23 protein-coding genes are annotated in these 20224 nt (G+C 72.8%); 11 read left to right on the top strand and 12 right to left on the bottom strand.

Going from position 1 to position 20224, the window contains the following annotated elements; genetic code table 11:
* Positions 1–27 precede the first annotated feature (27 nt).
* Positions 28–570 carry a lipocalin family protein gene (locus tag D3A60_RS09460; RefSeq protein WP_119718421.1) on the bottom strand — a complete coding sequence of 181 codons (543 nt, stop codon included), beginning with the start codon at positions 568–570 and terminating at the stop codon, positions 28–30.
* A gap of 331 nt (positions 571–901) precedes the next feature.
* Between D3A60_RS09460 and D3A60_RS09455 the strand changes: the two genes are divergently transcribed.
* Positions 902–2389 (top strand): alpha-amylase family protein, encoded by a 1488-nt coding sequence (locus D3A60_RS09455; RefSeq protein ID WP_119718420.1) that lies wholly within the window; start codon positions 902–904, stop codon positions 2387–2389.
* 70 nt (positions 2390–2459) lie between these two features.
* Positions 2460–2612, top strand: a complete 153-nt coding sequence (locus D3A60_RS09450) for a DUF2256 domain-containing protein (protein WP_119718419.1) — start codon at positions 2460–2462, stop codon at positions 2610–2612.
* On the opposite strand, the gene D3A60_RS09445 is transcribed toward D3A60_RS09450, so the two are convergent.
* Complete coding sequence (locus tag D3A60_RS09445) at positions 2613–3374, bottom strand: alpha/beta hydrolase (protein ID WP_119718418.1); 762 nt, start codon at positions 3372–3374, stop codon at positions 2613–2615. It lies immediately after the preceding gene.
* 114 nt (positions 3375–3488) lie between these two features.
* Here D3A60_RS09445 and D3A60_RS09440 point away from each other — a divergent pair, with 114 nt between their 5' ends.
* From D3A60_RS09440 to D3A60_RS09415, 6 genes are read left to right on the top strand one after another with little or no spacing between them, the layout of a single operon-like run.
* Positions 3489–4988: a S41 family peptidase gene (locus D3A60_RS09440; RefSeq protein ID WP_119718417.1), complete on the top strand. Its 1500-nt coding sequence runs from the start codon at positions 3489–3491 to the stop codon at positions 4986–4988.
* 3 nt (positions 4989–4991) lie between these two features.
* Positions 4992–5621, top strand: a complete 630-nt coding sequence (locus D3A60_RS09435; protein ID WP_119718416.1) for an HD domain-containing protein — start codon at positions 4992–4994, stop codon at positions 5619–5621.
* A 4-nt stretch (positions 5622–5625) separates the two neighbouring features.
* On the top strand, positions 5626–6171 hold the full coding sequence (locus tag D3A60_RS09430) for a GNAT family N-acetyltransferase (protein WP_119718415.1): 546 nt from the start codon (positions 5626–5628) through the stop codon (positions 6169–6171).
* 35 nt (positions 6172–6206) lie between these two features.
* Entirely contained in the window at positions 6207–7061 is an 855-nt protein-coding gene (locus D3A60_RS09425; protein WP_119718414.1) for an SAM-dependent methyltransferase, read from the top strand.
* Entirely contained in the window at positions 7054–7338 is a 285-nt protein-coding gene (locus D3A60_RS09420; protein WP_157981451.1) for a hypothetical protein, read from the top strand. Before D3A60_RS09425 ends, D3A60_RS09420 begins: the two co-directional genes overlap by 8 nt.
* Before the next feature lie 24 nt (positions 7339–7362).
* Positions 7363–9270, top strand: coding sequence for a sensor domain-containing diguanylate cyclase (locus D3A60_RS09415; RefSeq protein WP_119718412.1), 1908 nt, complete (start codon positions 7363–7365; stop codon positions 9268–9270).
* Positions 9271–9276: 6 nt separating this feature from the next.
* On the opposite strand, the gene yczE is transcribed toward D3A60_RS09415, so the two are convergent.
* Positions 9277–9903, bottom strand: a complete 627-nt coding sequence (gene yczE / locus D3A60_RS14520; RefSeq protein WP_157981450.1) for a membrane protein YczE — start codon at positions 9901–9903, stop codon at positions 9277–9279.
* 129 nt (positions 9904–10032) lie between these two features.
* Entirely contained in the window at positions 10033–11316 is a 1284-nt protein-coding gene (locus D3A60_RS09400) for a TIGR03862 family flavoprotein (RefSeq protein ID WP_119718410.1), read from the bottom strand.
* A gap of 93 nt (positions 11317–11409) precedes the next feature.
* On the opposite strand from D3A60_RS09400, the gene D3A60_RS14515 reads away from it, so the two are divergent.
* Both D3A60_RS14515 and D3A60_RS09395 read left to right on the top strand, forming a co-directional pair.
* Positions 11410–11562 carry a hypothetical protein gene (locus D3A60_RS14515; RefSeq protein WP_157981449.1) on the top strand — a complete coding sequence of 51 codons (153 nt, stop codon included), beginning with the start codon at positions 11410–11412 and terminating at the stop codon, positions 11560–11562.
* Between the two features lie 65 nt (positions 11563–11627).
* Positions 11628–12365, top strand: coding sequence for a sulfurtransferase (locus D3A60_RS09395; RefSeq protein WP_119719064.1), 738 nt, complete (start codon positions 11628–11630; stop codon positions 12363–12365).
* Positions 12366–12395: 30 nt separating this feature from the next.
* On the opposite strand, the gene D3A60_RS09390 is transcribed toward D3A60_RS09395, so the two are convergent.
* From D3A60_RS09390 to D3A60_RS09370, 5 genes are all read right to left on the bottom strand, one after another.
* A complete protein-coding gene (locus tag D3A60_RS09390) occupies positions 12396–12743 on the bottom strand; it encodes a GFA family protein (RefSeq protein ID WP_119718409.1) in 348 nt (115 codons plus the stop codon).
* A gap of 52 nt (positions 12744–12795) precedes the next feature.
* Positions 12796–13362, bottom strand: a complete 567-nt coding sequence (locus D3A60_RS09385; RefSeq protein ID WP_119718408.1) for an SRPBCC family protein — start codon at positions 13360–13362, stop codon at positions 12796–12798.
* Between the two features lie 17 nt (positions 13363–13379).
* Positions 13380–13847, bottom strand: a complete 468-nt coding sequence (locus D3A60_RS09380; protein WP_119718407.1) for an ArsR/SmtB family transcription factor — start codon at positions 13845–13847, stop codon at positions 13380–13382.
* 78 nt (positions 13848–13925) lie between these two features.
* A complete protein-coding gene (locus D3A60_RS09375; protein ID WP_119718406.1) occupies positions 13926–14372 on the bottom strand; it encodes an FKBP-type peptidyl-prolyl cis-trans isomerase in 447 nt (148 codons plus the stop codon).
* Positions 14369–15163, bottom strand: coding sequence for a helix-turn-helix domain-containing protein (locus D3A60_RS09370; RefSeq protein WP_196778699.1), 795 nt, complete (start codon positions 15161–15163; stop codon positions 14369–14371). The genes D3A60_RS09375 and D3A60_RS09370 overlap by 4 nt, the downstream gene beginning before the upstream one ends.
* Before the next feature lie 135 nt (positions 15164–15298).
* On the opposite strand from D3A60_RS09370, the gene D3A60_RS09365 reads away from it, so the two are divergent.
* Positions 15299–15721: a hypothetical protein gene (locus D3A60_RS09365; RefSeq protein WP_119719063.1), complete on the top strand. Its 423-nt coding sequence runs from the start codon at positions 15299–15301 to the stop codon at positions 15719–15721.
* 13 nt (positions 15722–15734) lie between these two features.
* Here the strand turns inward: D3A60_RS09365 and D3A60_RS09360 are convergent, their stop codons facing one another.
* The 3 genes from D3A60_RS09360 to D3A60_RS09350 all read right to left on the bottom strand — a co-directional run bounded on the left by D3A60_RS09360 (position 15735) and on the right by D3A60_RS09350 (position 20111).
* A complete protein-coding gene (locus D3A60_RS09360; protein WP_119718404.1) occupies positions 15735–16484 on the bottom strand; it encodes a type 1 glutamine amidotransferase in 750 nt (249 codons plus the stop codon).
* 135 nt (positions 16485–16619) lie between these two features.
* A complete protein-coding gene (locus tag D3A60_RS09355) occupies positions 16620–18647 on the bottom strand; it encodes a DEAD/DEAH box helicase (protein ID WP_119718403.1) in 2028 nt (675 codons plus the stop codon).
* Between the two features lie 102 nt (positions 18648–18749).
* On the bottom strand, positions 18750–20111 hold the full coding sequence (locus D3A60_RS09350) for a metal-dependent hydrolase family protein (protein WP_119718402.1): 1362 nt from the start codon (positions 20109–20111) through the stop codon (positions 18750–18752).
* Between the last annotated feature and the right edge of the window lie 113 nt (positions 20112–20224).

The following is a 20224-nucleotide window of genomic DNA, read 5'->3' as shown; positions in this document are numbered from 1 at the left end:
GCGCGCGGTGGACGCGCGCGCCGCGCCTCAACGCAGCGGCGCCGCCATCACCAGCCTGTCGACCGGGTAGCCCTTGGCCCGGGCCCGCGCGGTGATCTGTTCGAACTGCGCACGCTCCATCGACGGCTCGCGCGAGAGCACCCACAGGTATTTGCGGCTGGGTCCGCCGACGACGGCCCAGCGGTACTCGGGATCGAGGTCGATGACCCAGTAGTCGGCCCACACCATCGGCAGCCACGACAGGAAGCCCGGCGCGAATCGGACCTGCAGCGCGCCGGGCGCGCCGTCGACGGGACGCGCCACGCCGGTCGACTCGTCCATGTCGCCGTCCTTGGTCCGGCACGCGTTGCGCACTTCGATCGTGCCGTCGGGCTGGCGCGTGTACGTCGCGGTGATGCGGTCGACGCACTGGCGCTGGAAGAACATCGGCAGGTGCGCGATCTCGTGCCACTGGCCGGCGTAGCGCTCCAGGTCGAGGTCGGCCACCGGCGCGTTCGGCGCGCCGGCGCCGGACTGCGCCATCGCGACCGGCGCGGCCAGCGCGAGCAGCAGGGCGATGAGGGTCTTCATGCGTTCGGTCCTTCGTTCGTGGTGGGAGTCGCGCGCGCGGGAAGCTACGCGCGTGACAGCAAGCGTCGCCGGGCGGTAGTGGCGGCCCCGTGATCGCGCCGCGGAACATGCGGTCGTCGCGCGGAACGTGACGTCGCCGCAATGAATACGTATGCAGCCCACGCGTGTTGCAGCGCGATGCGCTCCTAGCATCGTCCGCGATCGCCGCATCGACGGGAGGCGGCGGTCAGGGCCGGCACCCGCCGACCGCCGTGCGCGCACCGCGCGACGCACGGACCCGATGGATGGACCCCGGGACGCAACGCGTCCCCCTGACCCGGAGACCGACACGATGTCGACCGCTGCGAACGGCGCCCTGCGCCCACTTCACCCGACGCTTGCCCCTGCCGTTTCGATCGCGCCGTGCGCGCCGGACCTGCCGCGCAGGCCGCTGCAACGATGGGCTGCGGCGACGTTGCTGCTGGTGCTGCTCGCGTGCGTCGGCGCCGCGCGCGCGGACGTCATCCTGCACGCCTTCAACTGGCCGTACGCGACGGTCGAGGCGCGCGCCGCGCAGATCCAGTCGGCCGGCTACCGGGCGGTGCTGGTGGCGCCGGCGTACCGTTCGGAGGGCTCGCAGTGGTGGGCCCGCTACCAGCCGCAGGACTACCGGCTGATCGACAACCCGCTCGGCGATACAGACGACTTCGCCAGCATGGTGTCTGCGCTGCAGGCGCGCGGCATCCGCGTCTACGCGGACGTGATCCTCAACCACATGGCCAACGAGTCCGCGCAGCGGTCGGACCTGAACTACCCGGGCTCGCGCGTGCTCGGCATCTACGCGTCGAACCCGACCCGCTACGGCGAGATCCGCCTGTTCGGCAACCTGTCGGCCAACTTCCTCGGCGCGTCGGACTTCGGGCCGGCGACGTGCATCGGCAATTACAACGATGTCTGGCAGGTGCAGAACTGGCGGCTGTGCGGCGGCAGCGGCGACGCCGGCCTGCCGGACCTGGTCGCCAACAGCTGGGTGATCGGCCAGCAGCGCGCGTACCTGTCCGCGCTGAAGGCGCTGGGCGTCAAGGGCTTCCGCATCGACGCGGCCAAGCACATGCCGGTCTCGCATCTGAACGCGGTGCTGACGGCCGACCTGAAGTCCGGCATGCACGTGTTCGGCGAGATCATCACCAGCGGCGGCGCCGGCAACGGCGAGTACGACGGCTTCCTCGCGCCGTACCTGGCCAACACTGACCACGGCGCGTACGACTTCCCGCTGTTCAACCAGGTGCGCACCGCGTTCGGCTACGGCGGCAGCCTCAGCCAGCTGGTCGACCCGGGCGCGTACGGCCAGGCGCTGCCGGGCGCGCGCGCGGTGACGTTCACGGTGACCCACGACATCCCGAACAACGGCGGCTTCCGCTACTTGATCCTGGACCCGACCGACGAGAAGCTCGCCTACGCGTACGTGATCGGGCGCAACGGCGGCACGCCGCTGCTGTACTCGGACAACAACGAGAGCGGCGACAACCGCTGGGTCAACGCCTGGCAGCGCACCGACCTGGCGCAGATGGTCGGCTTCCACAATGCGGTGCAGGGCGACGACATGCAGGTGCTGTCGCACGGCGCCTGCCACCTGATCTTCCGCCGCGGCAGCCGCGGCATCGTCGGCATCAACAAGTGCGGTTCCACCGTCAGCGCGAGCGTCAACATGAACAACAGCGTGCTGTGGTGGTACAGCAACTACACGGACGTGCTCGGCTCGGGCAGCGTGGTCAACATCTCCAGCTCGACCTACACGTTCCAGCTGCCGGCGCGGACCGCGCGGATGTGGAAGCGCTGAGGCCCGAGGCGGCGCCGGCCGGTCGCACGCGCGATCGGCCGGCACGGCCAAAGCGCCTTACCCTGTGCCGATGCGCAAGTCAGAACTGCCGACCAAGACCTGCCCGACCTGCCAGCGGCCGTTCGCGTGGCGCAAGAAGTGGGAACGCGACTGGGCCCACGTGAAGTTCTGCTCGGACGCGTGTCGCAAGGGCACGCCGCGCGGGCGGCCGCCGACGCGCTGATCAGCGGGCGGCGCTGTCGCGGCCGCGCTCGGCCCGCATCAGAACCTCGCGCATCGCCGGGGTCCACACCGACCACGCGTGGCCGCCGTCGCGGACGAGCACCTGGTCGCGGCGCAGCAGCGGCTCGATCACCGGCATCGCGCGACGCAGCCGGTCGCGGTCGCCATAGGCCAGCCACACGTTGCGCGCGCGGGCCGGCTCGCGCGACCAGCCCTGCAGGTGGCGCCACAGTTCGTGCTGCCAGTTGTCCGGGCCGATGGCCTGCGCCGGACCCGGGTCCCACGCGGCGATGCCGCCGGCGTCGCTGATCTGCTCGAGGATCGCGCGGTCGCCGATGTACGGCGCCAGCAGCACCATGCCGGTCAGTTCGCCCGGGTAGGCGCGGTCGTAGAGCAGGGTGCCCATGCCGCCCATCGACGCGCCGCTGAGCCAGACCTCTCGGTAGCCGCGCGCCCGCGCCGGCACGATCACCTGCTCGTGCAGCTTCCGCGGGCCGTCGCCGTCCATGTAGTAGCGGATCGCGAGCTCGGCCAGCACCACGTCGGCATCCGGCCACGCCTCCTGCACCGCGTCGACGATGCCGGCGCGCTGCAGTGCGGCGAGATCGTCGCCGCGCCCGGGCAGCACGACCATCAGCCGCTGGGCCGGCTCTCGCGCCGGAAACGTCGCGGTCGGGATCGGTTCGCGCGGGTTGCCGAGCGGGCCGCAGCCGGCGAGGAGCAGCAGCAGGGCGGGGACCGCGAATCGAAGGAGTCGGTGCACGGCGATGCTCCGGGCAAGCGGCGGTGACGCAGGGATTACGCACGGCGCCGGGACGCGGATGCGCCGGCGCGCCGGGATTACACTGCGGCACCACGCCCCGGGGGATTCCGCACCATGCGCATCGCCGTCGCCTGTGCCGTCGCGCTGCTGCTGGCCGCCCCGCTGCGCGCCCAAGCGCCGTCGGCAGTCGCGCCGAAGCTGTCCGCCAATACCACGTTCAGTGCAGACGCACTGCAGGGCGACGTTGATGTGCTGCAGCAGGCGTACGAGGCGCTGCACCCGGGCCTGCACCGCTACAACACGCCGGAGCAGATGCGCGGCCACTTCGACGCGTTGCGGCGCGAGCTGTCCGGCGAACGCACGCTCGCGCAGGCCTACCTGGCGCTGTCGAAGTTCGCCGGTACGGTGCGCTGCGGGCACACCTACGCGAACTTCTACAACCAGCCCGAGGCGGTCCGCGCCGCGCTGTTCGAAGGGCGCAACCGGGTGCCGTTCCACTTCCGCTGGCTAGACGGCGCGATGGTGGTGACGCGCGACTTCACCGCCGGGCGGGTGCTGCCGCCGGGCACGACGGTGACGGCGATCGACGGCATCGACACCACCGAACTGCTCGCGTCGTTGATGCCGTACGCGCGTGCCGACGGCAGCAACGACGCCAAGCGGCGCTCGCTGCTGTCGGTGCAGGGCGACGACGAATGGGAGACGTTCGACATCTTCCTGCCGCTGGTGCACCCGCAAGTCGGTGCGCGACAGACGCTGCAGGTGCGTACGCCAGGAAGCCGGACGACGCGGACCGTGATCGTGGACGCCGTCGACCAGGCCGGCCGGCTCGCGCAGCGGCCGAAAGCCCCGGACGGGGAGCGCGCCGGCTGGACGTTCGACACCACCGACGACGGCCTCGCCGTGCTCGCGATGCCGGGCTGGGCGCTGTACGACTCGAAATGGGACTGGAAGGGCTTCCTGCGCGACAGCTTCGCCCGCATCGACGCCGCGAAGCCGCGCGCGCTGGTGATCGACCTGCGCGGCAACGAGGGCGGCCTCGATGTCGGCGACGAGATCCTGCCGCACCTGATCGCACGCGAACTGCGGGTGCCGTCGCCCGAACGCCGCGTGCGCTACCGCAAGGTGCCCGACGCCTTGGCGCCGTACCTCGACACCTGGGACCCGTCGTTCAAGGACTGGGGCGAGCAGGCGCAGCCGGTCGGCGACGGCTTCTACCGCCTCGTGCGCGCCAACGGCGCCGACGCGCCGGCCGTGTTCGCGCCGCGCGCACCGCGCTACGCCGGGCCGGTGTTCGTGCTCGTCGGCGCCGCCAACAGCTCGGCGACGTTCCAGTTCGCGCATCAGGTGCAGCGGGCCGCGCTGGCGACGCTGGTCGGCCAGCCCACCGGCGGCAACCAGCGCGGCATCAACGGCGGCGCGTTCTTCTTCCTGCGCCTGCCGAACACCGGTATCGAGCTCGACCTGCCGCTGATCGCGACGTTTCCGCCCGGCCAGCCGCCGGATGCCGGCCTCATGCCGGACGTGCTGGTGAACGCGAGCGCAGCCGACATCGCCGCCGGGCGCGACGTCGAGATGGCGGCCGTGCGCGCGGCGCTGGCGCGGCGGGACTGAGGCATGGGCGCATCGACCGACGCGTTCACCGGCCTGCCGATCGCGCTGCCCGAAGCGCAGCGCGCCGCCCTCGACGCGGCCTATTCCACGCCGCCGCGGGCGTACCACAACGCCGGCCACGTGCACGAAGTGCTGCGGCACTACGCCAGCGTCGCCGACGGTGCCGGCTGGGCCCATCCGCGCGAGGTGTGCCTGGCGGTGCTGTACCACGACGCCATCTACGAGGCCGGCCGCAGCGACAACGAGGCGCGTTCGGCCCACCTCGCGCGCGAGCACATCGCGCGCTGGCTGCCGGACGCCGGCGTCGATGCCGACCGCGTCGCCGCGCTGATCGAATGGACGGCGCGGCACGGCCGCGTCGACGCGAGCGAGGTCGACGCCGAAACCGCGCTGTTCCTCGACTGCGACATGGCGATCCTCGGCGCGGAACCGGAGGTGTTCGACGCCTATGACCGCGCGATCGCCGCCGAGTACCGGGGTCGGGTGCCGGCGTGGCTGTACCGGCTCAACCGGCGGCGCTTCCTGAAGGGCCTGCTGGCGCGCGAGCGGCTGTACCTGAGCGCGTTCTTCCACGAGCGCTTCGACCTGCAGGCCCGACGCAACCTGCGCCGCGCCGTGACCGAGAAGCGCTGAGCCGATGGCGGGCCCTGCGATGCGCCTGCGCCGGATCACCGCGGCGGACGAAGCGCTGTACGTGCACCTGTACACCGACCCGCGGCTGATGCGCCACATCGCCCCGGCGCCGGATCAGGCCGCCGTGCGTCGCGCGTTCGCGATCGCGTGCCGGCAGGCGGGTGATGCGGACGCCCGTGTGCAGCTGTGGATGATCGAGCCCGGGCCGGGCCACGCGGCCGTCGGCCTGTGCGCGCTGGTGCGCCACCCCGGCCACGACGACGAGGCCGAGCTGGGCGTCATGCTCGTGCGCCAAGCGCAGAACCGCGGACTCGCCGTGGCCGCGCTGGCCTCGGTGACCGACCACGCGTTCGCCGCGCTCGGCAAGGCGAGCGTGTGGACCCGACACGCGCCGGCGAACCGCGCCGTCGTGCGCCTGATGTGCCAGCTGTCGTTCGAGCCGCTGGGCCCCGCCGACGAGGGACGCGAACTGCGCTACCGGATGACGTCCGAGCGCTGGCCGGCGGTTCGCGCCCGCCTGCCGGTGGCCGTGGTCGCGGTGGGCCGCTAGATTGCCGGCTGCACAGCGCGCACGGGGGGGAGCGGATGGCATCGCAAGGGTCGCTGGCGTGCGTCGGCGTGGGGATGATGCTCGGGGCACACCTGTCGCCGCGCGCGCGCGGCCACCTCGACGACGCCGAAGTCGTGTTCACGCTGCTGTCGGACGCGCTGGTGGAGCTGTGGGTGCAACAGCTGCGGCCCGACGCGACCAGCCTGCAGCCGTTCTACGACGAGTCCCAGCGCGAGGGCCAGAGCCGCCGCGACAGCTACCGCGGCATGGTCGACGCGATCCTCGCGCCGGTCCGCGCCGGCAAGCGGGTGTGCGCGGTGTTCTACGGGCATCCGGGCGTGTTCGCGTCGGTGCCGCACCGGGCGATCGCCGAGGCCCGCGCAGCCGGCTTCGAGGCCGGGATGGAGCCGGGAATCTCGGCCGAGGACTGCCTGTATGCGGATCTGGGGATCGACCCCGGGAGTGTCGGCTGCCAGCACTACGAGGCCAGCCAGTTCATGTTCTACCAGCGCCGGATCGAGCCGTCGGCCTACCTCGTGCTGTGGCAGGTGGGCATTGCCGGTGACCGGACCCTGCGGCGGTTCGCCACCGGGCCTGCCTACCGCCGCCTGCTGGTCGAGCGCCTGTGCCGGGACTACCCCCCGGAGCACCGCGTAATCGCCTACGAAGCTGCTACCCTGCCGATCGTGGCGCCGCGGGCCGAGGGGATGGCGTTGTCGGCGCTGGTGGAAGCGGACCTCCGGCTGGAAACGACCCTGGTCGTTCCGCCGGCGATGCCGATGCAGCGCGACGACGCCATGCTGGCCCGCGTCGCACAACTGGACCGGGCGGCCGGGGATGCGGCCGCCACCGCGTTCTTCAGAACGAGCCAAGGGGAAGTGGATGTCTAACGTGATCGGATTTCTCGAGTCGCTGGGCGCCCGCCCGCCGATGTCCGCCGCTGATTACGCCGCCGCGGTCGACGCGCTGGCGCTCGACGCCGAGCAGTCCCGCGCCCTGCGCGCGCGCGACGCGGCCGCGCTGAACTCGCTGCTCGACGGCCGCCCGACGATGCGCTGCGCCATCGCGATGCCCGAGAACGACGTGCCGGGCGAATCGACCCCGGACGACCACGACGGCGACGGCGTGCCGAATGAGCAGGAGGAGTCCGGGCCGCTGCCGGGCTGAGCCCGCGGCGCCAGCGGACGTCCCATGCGCACCCGCTCGATCCGGTGGGTGTTCGTGCTCGCGCTATTGGGCGCCGGGCCGCTCGCGGCTGCGCCGACGGCGGATTTCGAGACCACCTTGCGCGCGGCCGACCGCGCCCGCAGCGCCGACGTCGGCACGTTCCAGACGCTGCTGGCCGAACTCGACGCGCGGCGCAGCGAGGCCGACCGGCTGCAGCGGGAGAAGCTGCGCTACCTGCAGGCGTATTCGCTGCTGGCGTACGGCCGCAACGCCGCCGGCGCGATCGACGAGGCCAGTGCGCTGTTCGCCGCGACCGACAGCACCGACCTGAAGTTCCGCGCCGGCTCGCTCGTCGTCAACAGCCACGCGATGACGCGCAACTTCGGCGAAGGCCTGCGCTACCTCGACCAGACCCTGCCGCTGCGCTTCCGCGTCGTCGACAAGGACATCCGCCACGACGGCATCAACACCGCCGCGATCCTCTACAACCAGCTCGGGCAGTACCGGCTCGGCCTGCACCATGCCGAAGAGACGCTGTCCGACGCGCCGAATCCACGCGCGCGGTGCTTTGCCGGCCACCTGCGGGTCGAGGCGCAGTACCACCTCGGCACGCTGCCCGCGGGCGATGCATCGATCCTGTCGGTGATCGAGCAGTGCCGGGCGCTGCGCGAAGTGATCGTGACCAACCTCGTGCGCGGCACGATGGCCCGCCGCTGGTCGGACGAAGGCCGCAGCGCGGAGGCGATCGCGTTGCTGCGCGCCAGCATCCCCGAGGCGGAATCCACCGGCTACGCGTGGCTGATCGGGCAGATGAACTCCTTGCTCGGCGAGCTGCTGCTGAAGCAGGGCGACATCCAGGGGGCGCAGCAGCATGCGCAGGCCGCGGTGGCGCAGAGCGCCGGCATCGCCAGTTCGCTGCCGCTGGTGATGGCCTACCGGACTCTTTACGAGATCGCCGAGCGCCGCCGCGACCCGGTCGGCGCGCTGTCGTACTACCGCAGCTACGCCGAAGCCGACAAGGCCTACCTCAACGACGTCAAGGCGCGCGAGCTGGCCTACCAGATCGCGCGCCAGGAAAACGCGCAGAAGACCCAGCAGATCGAGCTGCTCGATCGGCAGAACCAGGTGCTGATGCTGCAGCAGCGGCTCGACAAGCAGGACGCGGCGAACAACCAGCTGACGATCGCGCTGCTGGTGCTGGCGATCGGCTCGATCGGCTTCTGGGCGTACCGGACCAAGCGAGTGCAGGTGTCGCTGCGTCGCATGGCCGACACCGACATGCTGACCGGTGCCAGCAACCGCCGGCACTTCAACCACGGCGCGGCGCAGACGCTGGGCCGGTGCGAGCGCGACGGCGAATCGGCCGCGCTGATCATGTTCGACCTCGACCACTTCAAGGCCATCAACGACAGCTTCGGCCACGACGCCGGCGACTGGGTGCTGCAGCAGGTCGCGGCGACGTGCCAGCAGTTCCGGCGCAGCGTCGACCGCTTCGGCAGGCTCGGCGGCGAAGAGTTCGCGTTCCTGCTGCATGGCTGCGACAAGGCGGCCGCGGTGCGGCTGGCCGAGGACTGCCGCGTGCGCCTGGCCGCGATCGACACGCGCTCGACCGGGCACCAGTTCCGCGTGACCGCCAGCTTCGGCGTCACCTCCACGGTGGAGTCGGGCTACGAACTGGCCCGGCTGCTGGCCCACGCCGACCGCATGCTGTACCGCGCGAAGGGCGACGGCCGCAACCGCGTCGCCGCGTTCGCACCGGCGCACCAGGACGCCCGCCAGGCGCCGGCCGAGCTGCACGTCGTCGAGGCCGTCGCGCCCGCCGACGCGGCGCCCGCGTCACCGCCCGCGTCCCAGCCGCTGCACGGCCGGGTCGCTGCGCCGACGCTGACGCTCGTCGACAGCCACGTCGACCGGGTCGGCACGTCCGGCTGAGGTCGGCTACTCCGCAGTGGCCGCCAGCGGCGCGGTCGACGCGGCGACCTTCGGCGCGCGATCGAACCACGGCAGCAGCGCCTGGATCACCGGCCCGATCGCCAGCGCGTACACCAGCGTGCCGATGCCGAGCGTGCCGCCGAGCGCGAACCCGACCCCCAGCGCGCTGCCTTCGATTACGGTCCGCACCAGCCGCACGGAGCGCCCGGTGCGCCGTGCCAGTCCGGTCATCAGCCCGTCGCGCGGGCCCGGTCCGAAGCGGGCGCCGATGTAGGCGGCGGTGGCCAGCCCGTTCAATACGATGCCGCCGAGCAGCAGGCCGATCCGCGTGGCCAGCCCGGCGTCGTCGAGCGCGCTGCCGATCCACGCCAGCGTGGCGTCGAACACCAGACCGATCACGACGACGTTGCTGACCGTGCCGAGTCCCGGCTTCTGCCGGATCGGAATCCACGCCAGCAGCACCAGCGCGCCGACCAGGATGGCCATGCGCCCCATCGGCCAGCCGCTGCGGAGCGCCAGGCCCTGGTGCAGCACGTCCCACGGCATCAGGCCGAGCTGCGCGTACAGCAGCATCGCCATCGAGACGCCGTACGCGGCCAGTCCGAGGTACAGCTGGATCAGTCGGCGCGCCATCGACGGAACTCGTGCGGGAAAGCCGCCAGTCTAGGTGGCGCGCGGGCGGGCACCCACCCCGCGACGTGGAACGCTGGGCGGCGACGCGCAGGTCGAATGCATCACGCTGCGACGGTCGATCCCGTCGAGTTAGGTGCCGGTCGGGTGGTGTTGCGATGCGGCGTGCGCGTCACGATGCCGCGCCAGCCACGCCACCGCGCCGCGGCCGGCACGCACGCCGCTGGCGTGGCACGCGGTCAGCAGGTAGCCGCCGGTCGGCGCTTCCCAGTCGAGCATCTCGCCGGCGCAGAACACGCCCGGTAGCGCGCGCATCATCAGCGCGTCGTCGAGGGCCTCGAGCCGCACGCCGCCGGCGCTGCTGATCGCCTCGGCAATCGGTCGCGGCGCGCGCAGCACCAGAGGTGCGCGCTTGATCGTCCGCGCCAGCGCGTCGGTGTCGTGCACGCCGTCCTTGCCGAGCAGTTCGTAGAGCAGCGCGGCCTTGACGCCTTCGATCCCGGTTTGGCGGCGCAGGTGGTCGCTGACGCTGCGCCCGGCGCGCGGCTTCGCCAGCTCCGCCTGGAGGCGCTCCAGCGTGCGGCCCGGTGCGAGGTCGAGCACGAGCGTCGCTTCGCCGTCGCGCGCGATCGCTTCGCGCAGCATCGGCGACAGGGCGTAGACCAGGCTGCCCTCGATGCCAGTGGCCGTCACCACGCATTCGCCCTGAAGCGCGTGCTCGCCGTCGGCGTCGCGCCAGTGCGCGACCACCGGCTTCAGCGGTGCGCCGGCGTGGCGCTGCGAGAAGTGCGCGCTCCAGCCGATGTCGAAGCCGCAGTTCGACGGCTGCAGCGGCGCCACGTCGACGCCGCGCGCCGACAGCCACGGCGCCCACGCGCCGTCGGAGCCCAGCTCCGGCCAGCTGCCGCCGCCGAGCGCGAGCACGGTGGCGCCGGCGCGCACGCGGCGCTCGCCGTCGGGCGTGTCGAAGCGCAGTGCGCCGTCGTCGTCCCAGCCGGTCCAGCGGTGGTGCACGTGGAAGCGCACGCCCGACTCGCGCAGGCGTCGCACCCAGCCGCGCAGCAGCGGTGCGGCCTTGCGGTCGATCGGGAACACGCGGCCGGAGCTGCCGACGTAGGTCTCGACGCCGAGACCGCGCGCCCAGTCGCGCAGCGCGTCGCCGTCGAAGTCGTCGAGCCAGCCGGCCACTTCGCGCGTGCGTTCGCGGTAGCGCGCGTCGAAGCCGGGCCGCGGTTCGCCGTGCGTCAGGTTCAGCCCGCCCTTGCCGGCGATCAGGAACTTGCGGCCGACCGAGCCCTTCGCGTCGAACAGGTCGACCTCGACGCCGGCCGCGCGCGCGACTTCGGCCGCCATCAGGCCGGCGGGGCCGCCGCCGACGATGACGAGGCCGGGCGCAGGGAAGGGCTGGAGGGGCATCGGCTGGGGCCGGGCAGGGCGCGCCATTCTACCGACGCAGGCCGGCGGACCGGCTTCGCGTAGGCTGCAGCCTGGTCGAGACGGGAGCGCCGCATGAGCTGGATGGGCATCGTACTGGTGGTGGTCGGGCTGTACCTGGCGCTGAAGGTCGCCGGGTTCTTCATGAGGTTGCTGATGTGGGCGGTGGTGCTGGCCGGCCTGTACTGGCTGGCGTCGCCGTACCTCGGGTTGCCGATGCCGTTCTGAACCGCGGTCGGGAACGGACGATCCAGAGCGTCCGGACGCGCACCGGCGCCGATAAAATGCGCGGCATGGTCCTGAACGTCGCCGCCTACCATTTCGTCGAGATCGCCGACCCGGCCGCGCTGGCGGCGGACGTGCGCGCGTGGGCGGAGGCCGGCGAACTGCGCGGCACGGTGCTGGTCGCGGACGAGGGGATCAACGTGTTCCTCGCCGGCGACGGCGACGCCGTGCACGGCTTCCTCGACCACTTGCGCGCGGATGCGCGCTTCGCGTCGATCGTCTGCAAGTTCAGCGACAGCGTGGCGCAGCCGTTTCCGCGGCTCAAGGTGAAGCTCAAGCGCGAGATCATCGCGTTCCGCCGCGACGACGCCTCGCCGCTCGCGGGCCGCGCCCCGGCCGTGGCGCCGACCGACCTGCAGCGCTGGATCGAACAGGGCCACGACGACGACGGCCGCCGGCTGGTGCTGCTGGACACGCGCAACCGCGAGGAGTTCGGCTACGGGACGTTCGCCGGCGCGCTGACGCTGCCGATCGACAACTTCACCGACCTGCCGGCCGCGCTCGCCCCGCACCGCGACGCGCTGGCCGACGCCACCGTGGTCAGCTTCTGCACCGGCGGCATCCGCTGCGAGAAGGCCGCGCTGCACCTGCGCGCCGACGGCATGGACAACCTGCTGCAGCTCGACGGCGGGATCCTCGGCTATTTCGAGCAGGTCGGCGGCTACGGCTATGACGGCCGCTGCTTCGTGTTCGACGGCCGCGTCGCGCTCGATCCCGAGCTCAGGCCGCTTGTCGACGCCGCCTGACCCGCGCCGCGCCTGTTGGCCAATCACCGCTCAGAGCGACCGGCCGTCGTAGCGGGTGACCGGCAGCGCGTCCAGGTCGACGCCGTCGAGGCAGCGGACGTTGATCGCCGCCACCGCGTTGCCGTTCGGGTCGACGCCTTCGCCGTAGGGATGGATGCCGCACGTCGGGCAGAACCGGTGCCGGATCACGTGCCTGTTGAACAGGTAGGTGCTGGCGTTCGCGTCCGGCGTGCGCAGGTGCAGCTGCGCACGGGGGACGAACCACATCAGCACGCCCTTGCGCTGGCACATCGAGCAGTTGCACGCGGTCGCGCCGTCGAGCGTGCCCTCGACCTCGAACGCAACGCGGCCGCAGTGGCAGCTTCCCTTGTAGCGCATGGCGGTCTCTCCGTTGGGTCGTGTTGGGTCTGCAGCGGGCGCGTCGACGCGCTCAGCGCGGCAGCCGGCGGTCGTACTCGGCCTCGAGCCGGGTGTGCAGGCGCCAGAAGCCGCCGACCTGGCGACCTTCGAGGCGGTCGGCGAGCAGCGCCAGGTGCGCGTGCCAGCCGCCGGCCACGCCGAGCAGGCTGTCGCGGCTGGCAAGCCGGGCGTGGGTCAGCACCAGGCGCACGCGGTCGCCCTCGCGACTGAGCTCGATCGTCACGTTCGACGGCTCGCGCGCGGCCGAGCCGTCCTCCGGCTCGTTCCAGGTAAACGCCAGCCGGTGCGGCGGCTCGCAGGCGAGCACGCGGCCGCGCATCGGCATCGGGCCGTTGTAGGCGGCGTACTTCGGCGGCGGCGCATCGTCGTCGTCACCGCTGAGCGTCGCGTTGTGGAACTGCAGCGCCACCGTGCCGCCCGCCTCGGCGGCGATCTCGCCGCCGGCGAGCCAGCCGGCGCGCAGTTCCGGGTCGACGAGGTGCTGCCAGACGCGCTCGATCGGGCCGGGCAGGACGCGTTCGATGCGCAGCGTGTCGGGGGCGACGAGGGTGCCGAAGTCGGGGGAGAGGGCGTTCATCGAAGGCTCCTGGGTGGTCAGCGGCGCTTGCGCGGGGCGCGCGGCGCCGGGGTGGGTTCGGACGGCTTGCGTCTGCCGGCGCCGGGTCCTTGCGGCGCGGAACCGGCGGGGCGTTCTGCGGCCGCCGCGTCGTCGGCGTCGAGCAGCGCGGAGAGCCGGTCCAGTCGGGCGTTCCAGAACCGCTCGTAGTGGCGCAGCCATTCGGCGCCGCCGTGCATCGGGCGCGCGTCGAGCCGGCACACGTGCACGCGCCCGCGGACTTCGCGCTGCAGCAGCCCGGCGTCCTCGAGCACCTTGATGTGCTTGGACGCGGCGGCCAGCGACATCGCCAGCGGCGCGGCCAGCTCGCCGACGCTGCGTTCGCGCTCGGCCAGCTGGCCGAGCATCGCGCGACGGGTCGGGTCGGCCAAGGCGCGAAACACGCGATCGAGGGCGGCCTCGTCGGTGCCGCGCGCGGGAGGATTCGGGGGGCTATGTTCAACCATATGGTTGAGCGTGCGCCGGCATCAGGCCACTGTCAACTAGCTGGTTGAACGTTCCGACGAGCGGCAGCCGTATGCGGGCTAATCCCGCGGCTTGACGTCGAGCAGCTCGACCTCGAACACCAGCGAGGCCAGCGGCGGGATCGCGTCGCCGGCGCCGCGGCGCCCGTAGCCCTGCTCCGGCGGGATCATCAGTACGCGGCGGCCGCCGACGCGCATGCCGGCCACGCCGTCGTCCCAGCCGCGGATTACGCGGCCGGCGCCGAGCAGGAACGTCAGCGGCTCGCCGCGCGTGCGCGAGCTGTCGAACTGCGCGCCGCGGCGGTCCGGTTCGCGGCCGTCGTACAGCCAGCCGGTGTAGTGCACGGTGACCTCGCTGCCGGGCGCCGCGAGCGCGCCGGTGCCGACCTGCTCGTCGATGCGCTCGAGTTCGACCAGCCGGCCGCCCGGCGGCGGCTCCGGCGCGCGGCACGCGGCCAGCGCGATGCAGGCCGCCGCGGCCGCCAGCAGAACGGACCGCGCCCTCATGCGCCGGCCTCCGCCATCGCGCGCAGCGCCGCGCCAGTCGCGGCATCGGCGGGGAAGAACGACTCGATCGCCAGTTCGCTGACGGTGATGTCCATCGGCGTGCCGAACACCGTCGTGGTGCTGACGAACGACAGCACGCCGGCGGGCGTGCGCAGCTGCAGCGGCACGACCACCGACGCGAGCGGCTCGTCGCCGATCGACACATCCGGGTGCGGGTACGCGGCGATCTCGTCGTGCAGCGACTGCAGCACCGGGTCGCCGGTCGCGGCTGCCTGGTGGCGCAGCCGCAGCAGGATGTGGGCGCGCCACTGGCCGAGGTTGGCGATGCGCGGCGCCAGGCCATCGGGGTGCAGGCTGAGGCGCAGCACGTTGACCGGCGGCGCAAGCAGCGCCGGCGCGATGCCGGCAAGCAGCGGCGCGATCGCGCGGTTGGCCGCGAGCATGGTCCAGTGCCGGTCGACGGCGAGCGCGGGGTAGGGTTCATGCCCGGCCAGCACCAGCTCGACGGCGGTGCGCACCGTCGCCATCGCCGGGTCGTCGAGCGGGCGCTCGCGGTACACCGCCGCCAGTCCGGCCGAGGCCATCAGCGCGTTGCGCTCTCGCAGCGGCACGTCGAGGCGGTCGGCCAGCCGCATCAGCATCGTGCGGCTCGGCAGCGAGCGTCCGGTTTCGATAAAGCTGACGTGGCGCGTCGAGGTGTCGGCCAGTTCGGCCAGCTCGAGCTGGGTCAGGTGGCGGCGGCGGCGCCAGTCGCGCAGCAGGTGGCCGACGGGGGGCGGGCCGGCGGGCATCGGGCGTGAGGCATGCGAGGTCTCCATGGACCGAACCTTAGCCGACGGCCGCGAGCGCGTGGCATTACCCGTCGGGTAATCGACCGGGCCGTGTTGGCGGCGTCAGATGGCGCCGAACCCGACACGGAGATCGCCATGAACACTACCGCCTACACCGCGCCTGCCGCCGCTGCCGGCCACGCCGATGCCACGCTGCTGCGCCGTGCGCTGCAGCTCGACGCCGTCGCCACCGGCGCGACCGCCATCGCGTTGCTGGTGTTCACCACGCCGCTGTCTGGATGGTTCGGCCTGCCGGCGGCGCTGCTCGGCGCGGTCGGCTTCGTGCTGGTGGCGTTCGTCGCGCTGCTGGCGTGGCTGCTGACGCGACCTCGCATCGGGCCGCGCTGGGCGTGGGCGGTGATCGCCATCAACGCGCTGTGGGTCGTGGACAGCGTCGCGTTGCTGTTCTGGCCCGGGATCGACGCAACGGTGCTGGGGGCCGCGTTCGTGCTCGCCCAGGCCGGGGCGGTCGCGCTGTTCGCGGTGCTCCAGTGGATCGGCGTGCGTCGGCTGCGCTGACGCGACCGCGCGGCTAGTCGGTCGACCACAGCACGCGACGGCGCTGCGGTCGGCCGACCAGGTCGAGGAAGCCGTTGAACACCGCGTCGGCGCGGGCCTTCATCGCGTCGATGTGCTCGCGGGTGTGGGCGCGGATCGTCGCCTCGTCGGTCGCGTGGCCGAAGGCGGCCAGCTCCTCGCGATAGGCGGGGTTGGCGAGCCAGCGATCGACCAGCCGCTCGTCCATTTCAAGGTGGAACTGGAAGCCGTAGGCGCTGTCCCCGTAGCGGAACGCCTGCGACTCGCAGTGCTCGGTCCGCGCCAGGTGGGTCGCCCCGGCCGGCACGTCGAAGCTGTAGCGGTGCCACTGGAACACCGGCGCGACTTCGCCGAGCGGCGCGAGCACCGGATCGGAGCGGCCGGCGTCGGTGGCGTGCAGCGGCACCCAGCCGACCTCGGGCCGCGGGTGCGGCCGCACCGGCGCGCCGAGCACGTGCGCCAGCAGCTGCGCGCCAAGGCAGATGCCCAGCACCGGCTTGCCCTGGTGCAGCATCCGCTCGATCGCGCGCATCTCGGTGCGCAGGTGCGCGCGGTGCGCGTGGTCCTCGACGTTCATCGGGCCGCCAAGCACGACGAGGCCGCGGTAGCGGTCGACGTTCGGCTCGGCGTCGGGGTGGCGCTCGAAGTTGGCGAAGCGCACGCGGTGGCCGCGCCGCCGGATCAGCGGGTCGAGCGTGCCGAGCGGTTCGGCGGCGACGTGTTGGAAGACGAGCAGGCGGGCCATCGGCGCGGGTCGGCAGGGCTGCCCGCCACTATGCCAAGCGCCGGTGGCCGCGCTGCGCGCGCCCGCGGCATGACGACATGCCGCGGAGGCTTCGCGTGGAGGCGCGCCGACGATGCGGCGCGCGCGGCCCGCCGGTCAGCGCGGCGGACGCGGCTTGCCGCGCGGCGCGAAGCCGCCCGGCTTGCGCGGGCCGGCGCCATGCGGTGCGCCACCCGGCGGGCGCGGTCCGCGCTGCGGACGGCGCTCGTCGCCGAATCCACCTTCGGCATGGCGGCCGTGCGGGCGCTGCTGGCCGCCGCTCTCGCTGGCGCGGCTGATCCGCAGCATCTGGCCGGCAACGCGGACCTTCTTCAGGTGCTCCATCAGCTCGCGCGGCATGCCTTCGGGCAGGTCGACCAGCGTGTGGTCGTCGCGGATGTCGATGCGGCCGATGTAGCGGCTCTCGAGGTCGGCCTCGTTGGCGATCGCTCCGACGATGTTGCCCGGCTTGACGCCGTGCATGTGCCCGACCTCGACCCGGAACGTCTCCATGCCGGCTTCGGGCGCGGCGCGCTCGACGCGCTCGCGGCGCGGCGCCGGGGCGTCGTCGAACATCGCCTCGCCGGCGTTGCCGACCGGGCCGCCGGCGTCGTGGTGCGACGGCGCACGCGGCGGGCGCGGCTGGAAACCGGCGCCGCGATCGTCGCGTGCGGGGCGTTCGAACGACGGCCGGCCCGGCGCCGGACGGTCGGAGCCCGGACGATCGAAGCCCGGGCGATCAAAGCCGGGACGCGCGCCGCGCTCGCGCGGCTCGAAGCCGGCGCTGCGTTCGGCCTTCGGCGGGGGCGCCATCAGCAGCGGCGCATCGCCCTGCACCAGGCGGGCGAGCGCGGCGGCGATCTCGATCGCCGGCACGTTCTTCTCGCGCTCGTAGCGCTCGACCAGCTCGCGGAAGAAGTTCAGCTCGCTGCCCTGCAGCGCCTCCTCGATCTTGCCGAGGAACTTGGTGACGCGCTGCTCGTTGACCGTCTCGATGCTCGGCAGCTCCATCGGCTCGATCGGCTGGCGCGTGGCCCGCTCGATCGCGCGCAGCATGCCGCGCTCGCGCGGGGTGACGAACAGGATCGCCTCGCCCTTGCGGCCGGCGCGGCCGGTGCGGCCGATGCGGTGCACATAGCTCTCGGTGTCGTACGGGATGTCGAAGTTCAGCACGTGGCTGATGCGGTCCACGTCCAGCCCGCGCGCGGCGACGTCGGTCGCCACCAGCACGTCGATCTTGCCGTCCTTCAGGTTCTGGATGGTTTTCTCGCGCTGCGCCTGCTGCACGTCGCCGTTGATCGCCGCGGCCGAGACGCCGCGCGCCGACAGCTTCTCGGCCAGCTCCTCGGTGCCGAGCTTGGTGCGGGCGAACACGATCATCGCGTCGAACGGCTCGGCCTCGATGATCCGGGTGATCGCGTCGAGCTTGTGCACGCCGCTGACCGACCAGTAGCGCTGGCGGATGTTGGCCGCGGTCGTGGTGGTCGACTTGATCGCGACCTCGACCGGGTCCTTCAGGTAGGTCTGGGCGATGCGCTTGATCGGCGCCGGCATCGTCGCCGAGAACAGCGCCACCTGGCGCGTGTCCGGGGTCTTCTTGAGCACCGCCTCGACGTCGTCGATGAAGCCCATGCGCAGCATCTCGTCGGCCTCGTCGAGTACCAGGCAGCGCAGCGCGGACAGGTCCAGCGTGCCGCGGTCGAGGTGGTCGATGACCCGCCCCGGGGTGCCGACGACGACCTGCACGCCGCGCTTGAGCGCCTGCAGCTGCGGGTAGTAGCTCTGGCCGCCGTAGATCGGCAGCACCTGGAAGTTCGGCAGGAAGTGCGCGTACTTCTGGAACGCCTCGGCGACCTGGATCGCCAGCTCGCGGGTCGGGGCCAGCACCAGCGCCTGCGGCTTGGCCTGCGCGGGGTCGATGCGCGCCAGGATCGGCAGCGCGAACGCGGCGGTCTTGCCGGTGCCGGTCTGGGCCTGGCCGATCATGTCGCGGCCGGCCAGCAGCGGCGGGATGGTCGCGGCCTGGATCGGCGACGGCGACTCGTAGCCGACCTCGGCCAGCGCGCGCAGCAGCGGCTCCGGCAGTGCCAGGTCGGTGAATTTCAGGGTGGGGGTGTCGCTGGGGCTGGGCGTCTCGGCGCTCATGGGTCGGACTCGGCGGCGCCGGCGGTCGCCGGTCGTGGACCGCACAGTCTACCGGACGGGGCCGTAGGGCCCGTCATTGCGGCGTCGGCGCCCGGCCCGGCCTCAGTTCCGCGGCTTCTCGACCCGGCCGTCCTTCATCACGAAGTCCACCTGCTTGAGTACCGTCACGTCGGCCAGCGGGTCGCCGGCGACGGCGATCAGGTCGGCGCGCTTCCCCGGCTCGAGCGTGCCGACCTGGTCGCCCAGCCCGAGCAGGTCGGCGGCGTTGACCGTCGCGGCGGCGATCGCGGTGGTAGGAGTCATGCCGTGGGCGACCATCAGCTCGAACTCGTCGGCGTTGCGCCCGTGCAGGCTGACGCCGGCGTCGGTGCCGAACGCGATCCGCACGCCGGCCGGCACCGCGCGCTCGAGCGACTTGCCGGTGATGCCGATGCGCCACTCGATCTTCTCGCGAACCTGGCCGGTGTACGCGCCCGGGTTGCGCGCGAGCCGCTCCTTGTAGCCGTTGACCGTCGACAGCGTCGGCACGTAGTACGCCCCGGACTTGCGCATCTGCGCGACCGTGGCGTCGTCGAGCAGGGTGCCGTGCTCGATCGAGTCGGCGCCGGCGGCCAGCGCCACCGCGATGCCGTCGGCGCCGTGCGCGTGCACGGCGACCTTCTTCTTGTACAGGTGCGCGGTCTCGACGATCGCGCGCGCCTCGTCGGCGAACATCTGCTGGCCCAGGCCCGCGCCGATCCGGCTGTTGACGCCGCCGGTGGTGGCAATCTTGATCACGTCGACGCCGCGTGCGACCTGGCGGCGCACCGCGCGTCGGCAGTCGTCGGCGCCGTCGCAGGTGTTGCCGTGCACGTCGAGCGCGGCGTGCAGCTCGTCGCGGTAGCCGAGCGTCGGGTCCATGTGGCCCGAGGTGGTCGAGATCGACGTGCCGGCGTCGACGATGCGCGGCCCCGGCACCTTCCCCGCGGCGACCGCGTCGCGCAGCGCCAGCGTCACGCCGTCGGCGTCGCCGAGGTTGCGAACGGTCGTGAAGCCGGCCATCAGCGTCTTGCGTGCGTTGACCGCGGCCTCGTACGCGTGGCCGGCCACGCCCATCGAGATGTCCTCGAGCTGGCCCTCGACGCCGGCCTTGTCCGACACCAGGTGCACGTGGCTGTCGATCAGCCCCGGCAGCACGAAGCGGTCGCGCAGGTCGACCACCGCGGTGCCGGCCGGCGCGCCGGCGAACGCGCCGGCGTCGACGTGGCCGTCGCGGACCTCGGCGATGCGCCCGTCGCGCACCAGCAGCGTGCTCGGACCGCGCGCCGGTCGCCCCGGGCGGTCGAGCAGGCGGCCGGCGTGCACGACGGTCCACGGTGCGGACGACGGCGATGCGGCCGCGCTGGCGGCGCCCTGCGCGCGGGTCGCGAACGGGGCGAGCGCCAGCAGCACGGTGGCAGTCAGCGGGGCGAGGCGTGCGGTCATCGGTCGGTTCCGGCGGGCAGGGCGGGACGCCGAGCATACGGTCGCGGCGATCGCGCGCGCATGCGACCTTGGTCACCGCCGGTGCCCACGTTGGCCCGTGGTGCGTGCACCAT

It is taken from the genome of Cognatilysobacter tabacisoli, assembly GCF_003586305.1.
Taxonomy (GTDB): Bacteria; Pseudomonadota; Gammaproteobacteria; order Xanthomonadales; family Xanthomonadaceae; genus Cognatilysobacter_A; species Cognatilysobacter_A tabacisoli.
This window is presented reverse-complemented; position numbering and strand designations above follow the sequence as displayed.